Below are 13,972 nucleotides of genomic sequence, written 5' to 3'. Positions count from 1 at the left end.
ATAAAACTAATAAAATTAATCAGAAAAATAAAACACAAGAGTGCATTAAAAACAAAAAATCCTGTGCAAATCTAGCACAGGATTTTTGTTTGCAGAGAGGAAGGGATTCGAACCCTCGATACAGTTACCCGTATACTACCTTTCCAGGGTAGCTCCTTCAACCACTCGGACACCTCTCTTTTTGAGATTGCAAAAATAGTGTATTTTCTTTAATATGCAAATTATTCTTACAATTAATCCGTAATTTCTCCACAAAGGCTTCTGGTGAAATTATCTGCAAAGCTTCCGGAGTAGCTTGGATTATCAATAAGGTGCATGGCTTTCGTAATCGCAGTTTCCGCAGTCATGTCTCTTCCACTGATCGCGCCGATTCTTGAGAAAATATTACTGTTTTCATACTTTCCGAACGAGATGCCTCCTGATATACACTGACTTACCACTACAATTTCGGTTCCGTTATTTCTGATTTCCTGAAGCGTTTCCTGCGTTTTTTCACTGCTGAAAATGGTTCCCGAACCAAAAACCTGAAGAATAAGAACCTTCATTTTAGGAATTTCTTTGAAGTGGCTCAAATGCATACCCGGGAAAATTCTCCAGAATAAAATATCTTCAGAAATATGCTCATCCACATGAAAATCCACCTCCGGATCACAACGGAACAAATTATCTTTAATAATATTCAAATGAACTCCTGATTGTCCTAAAATAGGGTAGTTTGGGCTTGAATAAGCATCAAAATACTCCGCAGAATATTTCAGCGTTCTGTTTCCTCTTAATAATTTGTACTCAAAATAAATGGCAACTTCCTGGATGACTGCTTCGTCATTTTCATAAAGACTGGCATAATAAAGACTCGTCAGAAGATTTTCCTTCGCATCTGTTCTCAGGTCACCAATCGGAAGTTGAGAACCCGTCATAATCACCGGTTTTCTTAATCCTTTTAGCATGAAACTTAATGCAGATGCCGTATAAGACATCGTATCCGTTCCGTGAAGAATCAGGAATCCATCATAATCATCATAATTTTTTTGAATATAATTGGCGATTACTTTCCATTCTTCAGGCCCCATATCCGAGGAATCTAATGGTTTGGCAAAAGGATGAACGAAAACCTCACATTCCATGAGCCTCATTTCAGGCATTTTCTCAAATATATTACCAAAATCAAAGGCGCGGAGACTTCCGGTTTCGTAATCTTTTTCCATTCCGATGGTTCCACCGGTATAGATGAGCAGGACTTTTCGCTTCATGTACTGTTTTTAATTAAGAATTAGAGCCCGATGAGGGTTGATAGGCCAAAATTACGTTAATTTGCAAAGATTTGAAAATGAATGAAACGCTTATCATGAAATTTTATCAAAATAAATGGAAATTACTGACGTTTCATGGGGCTATTGAAAAAATAACTGAATGCGGATGAAAGACTTAGCGCAAACTTATGAATATTTAAAACAGTTTTTAACTGAAGAAAGAATCACGAAAATTGAACACTTTTCTCAGGAAAGCTCAGATTTTGTGCTTCCTGTTGTAGAAGATGTCTACCAGTTTAGAAATGCAGCTGCCATTGTACGTTCTGTAGAAGCCTGCGGTTTTCATAAAGTAGTGGCTTTGCAGGAAGAATATAGCTTCGAACCCAACCTTCGCGTTACAAAAGGTGCAGATACATGGGTGGAAGTGGAGAAGCTTCCGAGAAATATGGAGTCTTTTCAGAATATTAAAGACAGAGGATACAAGATCGTGGCCGTTTCTCTGGAAAATAATGCTCAAATGCTGCCTGAATATGAAATTACAGAGCCTATTGCTTTGGTTTTCGGAACCGAAATGGAGGGAGTATCCCGGGAAATTTTAGATTTTGCGGATGAAACACTGGCTATTCCCATGTATGGCTTTACGAGAAGCTTCAACGTTTCTGTAGCGGCTTCTATCTGTATGTATGAATTGAAGCAGAAGCTTATAAAATCTGATATTGATTACAAACTGAATGAAGAAAAGCTTTTAAGAATGAAAATCCTTTGGGCAGTAAATTCTATGAGAAGCGGGCAGCAGATCTTCGAAAAATACATGAGAGAAAATAATATTGACTGGAAATAGTAAGTCAGAAAAAAAGAGAAGGATTACAAGCCTTCTCTTTGTATTTTTATATCATATTGTAATAATTCCATGCGGCTACAAAAACGCCGGCGGTTTCAGTTCTGAGCCTTTGGTTTCCGAGTGAAACGGCTCTCACTTTATTTTCTGCCAGAAATGCAATTTCTTTTTCGGAAAAATCACCTTCAGGACCTATTAAAAAAGTAATCTGTTCTAATGAAGGAATGTTTTTAAGTCCAATTCTCTCTAAATTCTCATGACAGTGGGCTACAAAAGTATTTTCCGGATTAACGCCTTTCAGAAAATCTGTTAGTTTTACCGAATCATTGATGACCGGAAAATGAAATCTCAGACTTTGCTTTGATGCTGCAACAGCCTGTTTTCGTATTTTATCAATATTAATGTTTTTACGCTCTGTCTTTTCGGTGATAATAATACTGATTTCAGAAATGCCCATTTCCACTGCCTTTTCCACAAAGAATTCAATTCTGTCAATATTTTTAGTGGGAGCAATGGCAATATGAAGTTTCGGATTGAATTCGGGAAGATTTTCTTTGATTTCAGAAACTTCTATACCCGCTTTTTTCCCTTCTATAATAAGCTTTCCGGAAGCCAGTTTTCCTTTTCCGTCCGTCACATGAATATCTTCACCATCTTTCATCCGAAGAACTTTTACGATATGTTGCTGCTCTTCATCATTGATCGTGACTTTTTGCTCTGCTATTTCTCCGTAAAATAATTTCATATATCCTGGCTTATAAAGGCAACTCCTGTTTTGATGGTGGTATAAATGTCCGTATCACACTCCCTGTAAGAACAAGTGTATATTTCTTCTATCCAGGTATTGTTAATAAAAATCAGATTTAAATATTCCTGTTTTCTCAAATTATTTTTGATGGATAAATAATCTCCTTCTTTTGGAGTATAGGGAAAACTAAAAAGGTGCTCAGAATTGATTAATTTCAAAACTTCATCTTTTATATCCTGGATATATCCGGTCTCAGAACTTTCTCCAGTAAACTCTGAAAAAGTTTCTGATCCCTCATGTCTTCCCGTGACCGTTTCTAATACCCAATAATATTTTGAATTCTTTTTAGACTGTGTTCCCAGTACTTTTTCTTCTAAGAGTATTTTCATAAATCATATTTTGCCGTTGCGGAAGTTCTTAAATCCGTAAATTCTCCCCGTTCAAATTTCAGCTTTGCTACCATGGCAATCATGGCTGCATTGTCTGTTGTATATTCGAACTTAGGAATATAGATATCCCAGCCCAGCCTTTCTCTGTTGTCTTCCATCGCTTTTCTGAGCGCAGAATTGGCAGATACGCCGCCCGCGATAGCCACCTGATTTACATTCAGGTCCTTAGCTGCTTTTTCAAGCTTGTTCATCAGAATTTCAATAATGGATTTCTGTACAGAAGCACAAAGATCATTAAGGTTTTCTTTGATGAAATCAGGATTTTTTCTTACTTCTTTCTGAATGAAATACAACACGGAAGTTTTGATCCCGCTGAAAGAATAATCATAGTTTTCCAGTTTCGGCTTATTGAATGTAAAAGCATTCGGATTTCCTTCCTTCGCTAATCTGTCGATGATAGGTCCCGCAGGATAATCAAGATCAAAAATCTTTCCTATTTTATCAAAAGCTTCTCCGGCTGCATCATCAGTAGTTTTCCCGATAATTTCCATATCAAAATAGTCTTTTACCAGTACAATCATGGTATGTCCGCCGCTTACGGTAAGGCATAAGAAAGGAAAGGTAGGCGGCACAGGATTTGCATCTTCGATGAAATGCGCCAGAATGTGAGCTTGAAGGTGATTTACTTCAATCAAAGGTACATTCAGGCTCATAGCCAAAGACTTAGCAAATGATGTTCCTACAAGAAGAGATCCTAAAAGTCCCGGTCCGCGAGTAAATCCTATAGCAGAGATAGCATTTTGTTGTATATTTGCTTTAGAAAAAGATTTTTCAACAACGGGGATAATATTTTGCTGATGGGCTCGTGAAGCCAGTTCAGGGACAACGCCGCCATATTCTTTGTGGATGGCCTGGTTCGCGGCAATGTTTGAAAGAATAGAATTTCCCTTGATGATAGCTGCTGAGGTGTCGTCACAGGACGATTCAATACCTAAAATTATAGAGTCGCTCATAATAATGGCAAAGTTAGAGAATAATAACGAGAATGAGAATAAAAAATCAGTAGCTGAAAACCTTGGGGATCAGGTACAGAAAACTGTTGAAAATGTAGAGGGAAAGGTACGGGAAACAGTAAAAGAGGCATCGGAGCTGGCTTCGGATGCCCTACACCATCCTGTGGAAACAGCCGGAGAGTTTGGGAAACAGGCTGTGAAGGATGTTACCAGCTATACCTGGTGGGCAAAACTTCTCCTGATTCTCTTTTGGCTGGGGATTGTTCTTGTAGGAGGGATTCTTATTGCCATCAACCTTCCTGTAACCAAACAGTGGGCCGCAGATCAGGCATTAAAACTTGTTAATAACGATTTTAAATCAGATTTTTCCACGGAAAGTGTAGACGTAAACTATTTTGGTGATGTAACCATAAAAGGATTGAAGGTTAAAGATTACAAAGGCTTTAATTTTATCACAGCCCGGGAATTCCGTGCAGATTCAGACTGGATATCTCTGGCCGTAAATGCTATTTCGGGTAGCAGCAATTCTTTAAGCTTTAATGCTCTTACACTTGTTAATGCCGATATAAAAGTAATTACCTACAAAGGAGACAGCATCTCAAATTTTGTAAGATTTGTAGAGCTCTTTGACAACGGTAAAAAAAGAGACCCTAGCAAACCTCCTTTTCAGCTGAATTCCAGAATTCAGATTATTGATTCTAAAGTTTCCATCGTTAATAATAATTCTCCCGGAGAACAGGGAAAATGGTTAACAGCAACAAAATTCAACTTAAAAGCACCTAATGTAAAAGTCAATGGTCCGAATGTTTCGGCATTGATTAACAATATGTCATTTGTAACTTCAAGGTGGGGGAAATCTCATTTTGTGGATACCTTTTCAACAGAACTGTCTCTCACGAAGCAGTTTTTGTCATTAAAAGACCTTACCCTCAATACAGATCATACTTTGCTTCAGGGAGATATCAAATTTAATCTTCATGACGGTTCGTGGGCAGATTTTGCAGATAAAGTGCGCTGGGACATGAATATCCAGCAGGGAAGCCAGCTAAGCGGCTATGACATCAGCTATTTTGTAACAAACTGGGATAATATCAAGCCTTTTAACCTTGCAGGAACAATGACGGGGCCTCTGAACAAATTCCATCTGGAAAATTTCCTGATCAGAAATCCTGACGTGAATATTGCCACCAAAACTATGAAGGTCGACAATTTATTGAAAGGACATTTTTCTATTGAATCAAAAGACCTTTCCACAGATTTTACCTACAAAGATCTAAAAGCGATGATGCCTTCCTTTATCTCCAAAAAGATGAAGAATTTTGCTGACGACTTTGGAAAGCTGAAATATAACGGAACAGCAAAAGTAAATCCCGATCAGATATACGTAGACAATGGAAACCTGATTACAGGAATAGGACAGGCTAAAATCTCCAAACTTACACTCACCGGCTATAGCACTGCAATGCCGAAATATTCCGGTTATCTTGACGTGAAAGACCTGAATACCTCGGTCATTACAAAAAACAAAACAGTAGGCCTGATTTCCGGTAAATTCGATCTCAACGGGCAGAGCTTTGATGTGAATACCATGCGGCTGACCACAAAATCTCAGATTGCAAGTGTTGAAATAATGGATAAAACGATCAATAATCTGTACCTTGACGGATTATTGGATCATAAAAAATATAACGGTCTGATTACTGTAAATGATGAGCAGGCAAAAGCTACTATTAAAGGGTTAATAGATTTCAGTACATCCAGAGTGTCGATGGATATCAATGCAGATGTGAGTTACCTGAATATGAACTATTTTACCAATAAGCCCGGAAGTCAGGTGGTAAGTGGTCAGGTTGAAGGGAAAATGGCCATGTCCTCCATCAATGATCTTACGTTGGATGTAAATGCCAATAACCTGAATTTTGCTACGGCAACTCAAAAATATACCATTCCGAGTGCCAAGCTAAAAACATTTATAGAAGCAGGAGGGCGCGTGATTGATGTAGATGCTCCGGGTGCGGCTACCGGTAAAATATCAGGAAGATACAGTCTGGCAGATCTTGCCGGAATGGTAGAAAACGGAGTAGGAAGAATTCTGGTAGGGCCGCCACCTAGAAAATTATACCGCGGACAGAATTTTGCCCTGAAGTTTGATGTTCAGCAGGGACTGGTTAATTATTTCCTGCCTGATCTGAGACTACCTCAGGGAGCTGTGGTAGAAGGAGAATACAACGGAGATTCCAATAACCTGATCCTGAATCTGGATGCCGCGTCTCTGAAATATATAATGACAAAAGAGGAAGAGATTACAGAAGCTGATAAAGCGCTGGCGTCTTCCAATCCTGATTATAAAATTAATGACCGCAGGCATAACAGCAGAGACAGTGCAATGGTGGATAGCGTTAAAGTAAGAATAAACACAGCCGATCTTAACCAGCAATTGTATGCAAGGATCAACAGGGTTCTCTATAATAAAAACGTTATTAAGGATTTTGAGCTTAAAGGAAATAATGAGAATGGAAATACACTCCATTTGGCCACTACATTTAAGCATGGAAGTCCTGATGATGAATTGAATGAAAAGCTAAAAGAATATGCAATCAACGTAGATCAGACTACCGATGCAGCCGGCGATTTTGTATTTAAGTTTGAACCTACGGAAGTAAAATTCAATGAAGTAACATGGGCTATAGATACCAGCCCGGAATTGAATCATTCCATCACGTACAGGAAGGGAACAGGAGACTTTGATATCAGAAACCTGAGAGTGTATTCCGATAAAAGTGCATTGTTTATTAAAGAGGCGCAGTTTAAGTCAGCAAAAGATTTTTATGTAGACGCGGATATCAATGATTTTGCAATTGAAAAGCTGCTTGAAATGCAGTCCGGAGGAAATACCATGGATATAAAAGGTCTGGCCAACGGAAGTGTCAAGATCAAAATGGATAAAAGTACGCTGCAGCCACTGGTAGATCTTAATATTGATGCCATTAAAATGAATGGAAATGATATGGGAGATATCTCCATTTCTGCTACCAATGGTTTCTCGCTGAATGTGTATGATATTGATGTTAAAGTGCATTCTGCCGGAGTTTTGGGGAATAATACCCTTAATCTGACAGGGACGGTTAATAATAATACTTCTTCTCCAATCATTGATCTTACAGCAGAAATGCGTGATTTTGATCTGGCGTTTACACAGCAGTTTGTACAGACTATTTTCGGAAACCTTCGCGGAAAAGCTACGGGAGATCTTAAAATCAACGGAAAGCTTAATAATCTGGATTATAACGGTGATATTGCCCTGAAAGATTTTGGACTGAAACTTTTATTCACCGGAGTAGATTATTCATTTGACGATACGGTAATTCAGCTGACCAAAGGCCTTGCTATCCTCAATAATATTGAAGTGCACGATGGAAGAACCAATTCCAAAGGAAATATTTCCGGGGCTATCCAGTTTGAAACCCTTTCTTCAATGGGGGTATCGCTCGTAATGAGAGCAGACAATCTTCTGATGCTGAATACGACTCAGAAAGATTTTGACCTTTTCTGGGGCAGAGTGTATGGACAGGGCGACCTCTATGTGGATGGACCGGTTTCAGGATTAAGCATCACTACTCCCAATATGAAGGCACTTAACGGAAGTACCTTTACTTTCAACTCAAGTTCCACTTCCAATGTTGAAGAATTTAAGATGCTGAGGTTCCTGAAAGAAGGAAAAGACGGTTTGATTACGCTTGAAGAAAAGAAGAAGACAGGAGCTAATATGAACATCGACTTTAATCTCGCTGTAGATAAAGGTACTACTGTAAACGTTCTCGTGGGAGATGATGTAGGAAATATTACCGTAAAAGGGTCTGCAGATCCGTTGAGGTTTCACATGAGCAGACAGGGAAATATTGCCATGAGCGGTACCTATAAAGTAGATAACGGAACATTTGTTTCTAAGGCAATTCTGAATAAAACCTTCCAGATTGAAAAGAACAGCAGCATCAGATGGGATGGAGATGCAATGAAACCTGCTCTGGACATCAATGCCAATTACGTAAGGATGGTGGCCAATGTTGGAGAATATCTGAGCATGGGAAAATTACAGCCAATCAGTGTTTTACTGCAGGCTCATATTACTCAATCTTTGGTAGATCCTCAGATAGACCTGAATGTAACCGCTATGGATGTTTCCAGTCAGGTCAGAGAAACGCTGGCTGCTAAAATGAGCCAGGAAGGAGAGAAAGTACTCCAGTTCGGTTCTGTACTTTTGCTGAGCACATTTAATGTATCCAATAGTGGTGGAGTAGAAGTAAATGTAGGGAACGTTGCAGAATCGCAGGGATATAATATACTTCTTAAGCAGTTGGGATCTGTTCTCAATACCATGAGTAATGAGTTTCAGATTGACCTTAATTATGTAAAAGGAGATCAGAACTCCACAGTGGGGGATAGAGCCAATGCAGGTGTAAGTGTCGCGATTTCTCCAAGGGTTAATATTAAAACCGGATTGGGAATTCCTCTGTCAAAAACAGATAATACGCAGAATAACTACCTTTCCGGAGAAGGATCTGTAGAATATGACCTTTCTAAAAAGAATGACGGAAGTTTAATCATACGCGGATATTCTAAACCTACCAATATCGGGATGGGTATGGTGAGTACAAACGGTTCTGCTAATCAGGCTTATGGAGGAGGGGTAGTGTGGAGTAAAAGCTTCAATTCTTTGTTTAAAAAGAAGAAAAAAGATAAAAAAGCTTCAGACGCAAAAGGTGAAATAAAAACAGATTCTATAAAATCGAATGGTAAATAATTAGAATATTTTAATGATTTTTATCATCTGTGTTAATTATTGTTAATATTTGATATATATTTTTTAGTTAAATTATTTTTCGTAAATTTGCAAAAAATACATAGATTTTTTAAAGAAATTGTAATTTAACTAATATGAACTATCAACTGGACGAAATAGACAAGAAGATTCTTGATTTCTTAGTAGAAAACACAAGAATGCCTTTTACAGAAATTGCAAAGCAGATGGATGTTTCTGCTGGAACAATTCACGTAAGAGTGAAAAAGATGGAAGATGCAGGTATTATTTTGGGATCATCTCTTAATATCGATTATGGTAAGCTTGATTATCACTTCACTGCTTTCATAGGTATCCTATTGACAAAATCTAACCGTACTCAGGAAGTATTGAAAGAATTGTCAACGCTTCCTAACGTAATCGAAGCTAGTGTTATTTCCGGAAAATATAATATTTTCTGTAAAGTAAGAGCTAAGAATACTGATGATGCTAAAAGAATTATTTACCAGATAGACGACATTCAGGACGTAATGAGAACTGAAAGTATGATTTCTATGGAGGAATTCTTAAGTGACAAAAACAGACTGATCAACGCTATCTCTGTATAAGTCAAATTTTAAACGAATAATTATAAAAGAACTTATGAAATCTCTCATAAGTTCTTTATTTTTGCACGTATGGAAGAATACAGCTATTTTGACGAAGATCCGAAAAAAGGATGGGGTTTTGTACTGGCCTTTGCAGCCTTAATGTTATTTACCATAATGGGGCTGGGAATAGACGTGGATGAATATCTGCAGCATGAATATCTTCAGATTCCGAGATGGTATTTTTACGTTATTTTTTCAATTGACATCCTGATGATGATTGGATTGGTGCTGATGTTCTTCTACAGAAAAGCAGGGATCTTCATGTTTCCCGCTTTACTGGTGCTGCACTTCTTTATGCACAACTATTACCTGTCTACCTTTTTGTATACGGATGTAACCAATCTTTTCCTGTTTACAGGATTCGGAATGCTTGCCATTATCCCGAAATGGAAGTTCTTTAAGTAAACATAATCAGCTATTAGACAATAACAAACCGCTTTTAAATTTTATTTAAAAGCGGTTTTCGAATAATAAAAAGAGTAAAAAACACTATTTGGATTCCAGCGAATTGAATTTTTTTTTCTTTAAAGGATTTTTTGACCAATCCTTCCATTCTTCTATATAAGGATTATAGCCGAACTTCAAAGGTTTTGAGCGGGTTTTATCAATATTTCCAAAGTTTTCCTTCATTAAGGGGCAATTTTTAATATTACCATTTTTGTCAATACCTATCTTTTTATACAGGCAGGAATTGTGGTTGATGGCTTCCAATACTTTAGTGATGTTCGTATTGAAGTATTTCAGTTCCACTTTTCCGCAGGCAGATAGTTTCAGCTCATTTTAAAAAAACTCTAATGAAAATCTAAATTCATTTTTAGCATTGAAAGGAGATGGGAACAATTATAGAAAATGAGACTGTAAATTCTGACTGTATTCTGCTGAATAACCTGTATAAAAGACAGATCCACTTCCGTATGAAAAGGAGAAAATATTTGTATACCGGATAAGACAGAGGTTTTAAAAATTTCATCAATCTCTATAAAATCCTTTTACGGTAAGTGGAAATAACCAAATGTTTGATTCCTAAGTTTTCTACTGAAGTTGTATCGTGTTGAGGATACTTATTTCTTTCAGCTCTATAAAAAGATTTTTAATGGTACTGGGCTCATGATATTCGTAAGAAAGAGCTCTTAAAGAATCAGATTGTCGAAATTTATCAGACCGAAATGTAGATTCGTTACCTTTAATATCTAAATAAAAAAGAATTTTTTCAGTTTTTAAACTATCGGAATTAGGTTTATAATTTAATTCGTAGATAAAGCTATTGTTCTGTGCCTTTAAAAATGTGCAGGCAATTATTAGGAAAAGTACATATAACTTACAATTCAAAGCTTTCATAGTTTATTTTTTAAGTTTTAAAAAAGGAGAGAATTTTCTCTCCAGTTTTTAATTTATATCATTGCTGGCTTGAGCAGGACCTGCAAATAGCCATCCTGTGGATTTATAAGATCCATCATCATTATAATAATCAGTATCTGTACGTCCTTCGGAATTTAATACGTTACATTTTATTGAATAGGAGCTGCCACTACCTCCGGATATTGACTTTAAATCATTTTGCTTTTTATTTTCCAAAGAAGAGAAATCTCTCTTCATTCCATTTAATTTTTTCCATGTTGATCATTTTTGTTGTTTTATGTAATTCATTTGTGTCATAAATGCCCTGGCCTGGGCGGGATAATTCAACCTGTTTGTACTGCACTGTACACTTGCCGTTCAAACATGAAGAATGTTTTTCATCAACGTTGATGGGATAAAACTATGACTATTTAGGTCATCTTGAAGGGATCAGATGTGTAAATAATTTGCTATTTAGCTGTGTACAAAAACAAATGGTAATCCCGAAAGAGGTACGGTTGGGGTGAAATATTCGAAATTTAAAAAAGTATAAATTAAATCCTGTTATTTAAAGAAAACTACCCGTTATAATGAGATGTTGTACGACAATATATTCTATTGTACAAAAAAATGAAATTGAAATTTATAACCAATTATTTATATTATTAAATAATGATATAATTGATATTTCCGATAATTTTGTATGAAGTACGGTTTATTTTTTATCAAAAAATGTTTAAATTCTTACGGTTTCCCGTAAATAAAAATCAATTTCATATACGTTTTGTTCCTGATAAATATAATAGATGAAAAAAATGAAGCTTTTCAACACAGTACTCAAATCGAATTACGAATTCTGAAACCGCAACATTAAGTTTACTTTCTATTCAGAAAATATACGCTGGAAAAATATTTCCAGAGCCGTATTTTCGTCCAGACCGAATTTCTTTTTCAGACGGTATTTGGTCATTCTCACACTTTTAGGTTCTACATTGAGAAGATTGGCAATCTGCTTGGTATCCATACCGAGATACATATAGGCACAATATTTTAAATCCAGGGCAGTAAGCTTCTGCCTGGCTCTTTCATTAATATTCTTAAAGAAATCCGGATGCAGTTCCTGAATAGTGAATCTGATCTTTTCAAAATCATTATCCACACGGTTTTCTCCCTTTACAACCTGATGAATATTGATATCCGTATCAGAAAGCTGGGTCTGAAGCTGCTGAAGTACTTTATTCTTATGCTGAATATGAAGATGGCTGGCCAGAACCTCACTTTGAAGTTTTTGCTGCTGAAGTGTAAGAAGTTCCTGCTCAGCCTTTAATCTGGCCTTTTCTTCTTCCTGAAGTTTAATCTGCATTTCTGCTTCGTGTTTTTCTGTATCAAGCTTGTTTTCTCTCTCAATAGAATAGCGCAGCTTAAAATGGTAGGAAAGGAACATGAAAAATGCACCGATTAGTCCGATAATTCCTAAACCGATGTATAAAAGCTTTTCTTTTTTCAGGCTTGCTGTTTTTTCAGTAAGTGCTTTAAGCTCAGATTCTTTTTTCTGTGACTGATACTGGGCTTCCAGTCTTTTGGCGGTTTCAGCCTGCCCTTCATCAAAGAGGATATGGCTGTATTCTGCCACCTTTGATTCATATTCAAATGCTTTCTGATATTTTTTTTGTTGCGCATAAAGCTCGGCAAGATTTTTCACCACATTGATCATCACATGGTAATATACCGGCTTTTGAGTAAGAAGGATCTGTTCTGCCTTCAGAAGATATTGTTCCGCTAAAGCATCATTATGATCCCGTGAAGCAAGATTGCTCAGAACCCCAAGCGCACCAGCCTGCATACCCTGATTAAGAGTTGTGTATTGGGTAAGATTCAGGATCTCGTTGGCATTAGTTTGAATTTCGGAACGAATTTCCGGAGTCATTTCAGGATAGCTCAGGTAATAATTGGTGAGATTCAGTAATGCCATAGCATGAACATGCGCCGAAACATGTCCTGGAAACTGATGGTATAAAGCGATTGCCTTCTTACACATTTCTATTACCGGTTTCAGATCCTTCAGGTCTTCTGTTTTTTCGTATCGGAAAGAATAACATATTGCAAGGGCAGAATACGCAGAGCTCAGCAGATTTTTATTACCTGATTTTTCAGCCAGTTCAATGGCTTTTTTAGCATATTTGGTAGCATTTTCGGCATCGTTCCATTCCGTATAAATTCCGTAAAGAAGATAATTAAGCTTGGCGTTCAGCATTATTTCAGAAGGTTGTTTTTCAACAAGCGGAAGTGTCTTCTGAACGAGTTTAATCGTGCTTTCCGGGTTTCCTAAAGCATTGCTGTAATAAATATTCAGATAGCTGGCGTATAATAAAGCTATTTTATCATTGCTTTTTTGAACGATCGTATTGGCAGCATCGATGATAGGAGGTACTTGATCGTATTCGGACTGATTCAGCTTAATGATTCCTTTTTGAGCAAGAGCTTTTACTTCTTCAGCGGCATTTTTCTCCTTCCTGGCAAGTTCCAGCTGCTGCTGAACATATTTTTCAGCTGTAGGATACTGATCACTTACCCTGTAATATTCTGTAAGCTCATTGTAAATTCTGAATTTTTCTGCGGTTGAAATATCATCTCCGCTCAATTGGTTTTTAAGTCCATCAATTAATGTATTCTGGGCAGGAGATAAGGTGCAGATAAAAAGTATACAGTAAATAAGTAAGTACTTTAATTTCATAAGGTGAAAGTACAAAAATTGTAGACACCCGTCAATTGCCAATATAAAAAAATGAAAACTGGATCCAGGTGTAAGTTGTTGTTAATTAACTTGTTGTTTCTTTTTGTAGACGTTTTGTAGTCATTGGTATTTTGAGTTGAAGGTGTTTTGTAGTTGCTGAAGTAAACGTTGCAATATTTTTCTGATGCAACTTTGAACCAGAGAAAATCAAAGA

General features: G+C 37.0%; 10 protein-coding genes, 1 tRNA gene and 1 pseudogene. 4 read left to right on the top strand and 8 right to left on the bottom strand.

What is annotated here, in order from left to right; all coding sequences use genetic code 11:
• Positions 1 to 92 precede the first annotated feature (92 nt).
• Together BLW74_RS17340 and BLW74_RS17335 are read right to left on the bottom strand one after the other, a co-directional pair.
• Positions 93 to 179 (bottom strand) — tRNA-Ser (locus BLW74_RS17340).
• Between the two features lie 54 nt (positions 180 to 233).
• A complete protein-coding gene (locus tag BLW74_RS17335) occupies positions 234 to 1,250 on the bottom strand; it encodes an asparaginase (RefSeq protein ID WP_089694420.1) in 1,017 nt (338 codons plus the stop codon).
• A gap of 166 nt (positions 1,251 to 1,416) precedes the next feature.
• On the opposite strand from BLW74_RS17335, the gene BLW74_RS17330 reads away from it, so the two are divergent.
• Positions 1,417 to 2,091, top strand: a complete 675-nt coding sequence (locus tag BLW74_RS17330) for a TrmH family RNA methyltransferase (protein WP_228424950.1) — start codon at positions 1,417 to 1,419, stop codon at positions 2,089 to 2,091.
• Between the two features lie 46 nt (positions 2,092 to 2,137).
• Here BLW74_RS17330 and BLW74_RS17325 read toward each other — a convergent pair whose 3' ends face one another.
• Genes BLW74_RS17325 through tsaD form a run of 3 tightly spaced genes read right to left on the bottom strand, consistent with a single transcriptional unit; the run spans position 2,138 to position 4,238 of the window.
• Entirely contained in the window at positions 2,138 to 2,833 is a 696-nt protein-coding gene (locus BLW74_RS17325) for an RsmE family RNA methyltransferase (protein ID WP_089694416.1), read from the bottom strand.
• The gene (locus BLW74_RS17320; protein ID WP_089694414.1) at positions 2,830 to 3,225 is read right to left on the bottom strand and encodes a hypothetical protein; all 396 of its coding nucleotides are present in this window, start codon (positions 3,223 to 3,225) and stop codon (positions 2,830 to 2,832) included. The genes BLW74_RS17325 and BLW74_RS17320 overlap by 4 nt, the downstream gene beginning before the upstream one ends.
• Positions 3,222 to 4,238, bottom strand: coding sequence for a tRNA (adenosine(37)-N6)-threonylcarbamoyltransferase complex transferase subunit TsaD (gene tsaD / locus BLW74_RS17315; protein WP_089694412.1), 1,017 nt, complete (start codon positions 4,236 to 4,238; stop codon positions 3,222 to 3,224). Before tsaD ends, BLW74_RS17320 begins: the two co-directional genes overlap by 4 nt.
• A 4-nt stretch (positions 4,239 to 4,242) precedes the next feature.
• On the opposite strand from tsaD, the gene BLW74_RS17310 reads away from it, so the two are divergent.
• The 3 genes from BLW74_RS17310 (at position 4,243) to BLW74_RS17300 (ending at position 10,091) form a co-directional block, all read left to right on the top strand.
• Positions 4,243 to 9,039 carry a translocation/assembly module TamB domain-containing protein gene (locus BLW74_RS17310; protein WP_089694409.1) on the top strand — a complete coding sequence of 1,599 codons (4,797 nt, stop codon included), beginning with the start codon at positions 4,243 to 4,245 and terminating at the stop codon, positions 9,037 to 9,039.
• A 134-nt stretch (positions 9,040 to 9,173) separates the two neighbouring features.
• On the top strand, positions 9,174 to 9,644 hold the full coding sequence (locus tag BLW74_RS17305) for an Lrp/AsnC family transcriptional regulator (protein WP_034696982.1): 471 nt from the start codon (positions 9,174 to 9,176) through the stop codon (positions 9,642 to 9,644).
• Between the two features lie 69 nt (positions 9,645 to 9,713).
• Positions 9,714 to 10,091: a hypothetical protein gene (locus BLW74_RS17300; RefSeq protein ID WP_089694407.1), complete on the top strand. Its 378-nt coding sequence runs from the start codon at positions 9,714 to 9,716 to the stop codon at positions 10,089 to 10,091.
• A gap of 84 nt (positions 10,092 to 10,175) precedes the next feature.
• On the opposite strand, the gene BLW74_RS17295 is transcribed toward BLW74_RS17300, so the two are convergent.
• From BLW74_RS17295 to BLW74_RS17280, 3 genes and pseudogenes are all read right to left on the bottom strand, one after another.
• The gene (locus BLW74_RS17295; RefSeq protein ID WP_089694405.1) at positions 10,176 to 10,436 is read right to left on the bottom strand and encodes a hypothetical protein; all 261 of its coding nucleotides are present in this window, start codon (positions 10,434 to 10,436) and stop codon (positions 10,176 to 10,178) included.
• A gap of 636 nt (positions 10,437 to 11,072) precedes the next feature.
• A pseudogene (locus tag BLW74_RS17285) lies at positions 11,073 to 11,285 on the bottom strand (hypothetical protein); the annotation flags it as partial.
• A 622-nt stretch (positions 11,286 to 11,907) separates the two neighbouring features.
• Complete coding sequence (locus BLW74_RS17280) at positions 11,908 to 13,758, bottom strand: helix-turn-helix transcriptional regulator (protein WP_089694399.1); 1,851 nt, start codon at positions 13,756 to 13,758, stop codon at positions 11,908 to 11,910.
• Between the last annotated feature and the right edge of the window lie 214 nt (positions 13,759 to 13,972).

The organism is Chryseobacterium culicis (assembly GCF_900108365.1).
Lineage (GTDB): Bacteria > Bacteroidota > Bacteroidia > Flavobacteriales > Weeksellaceae > Chryseobacterium > Chryseobacterium culicis.
The sequence above is the reverse complement of the archived record's forward strand: the minus strand, read 5'-3'. Positions and strand labels throughout refer to the sequence as shown.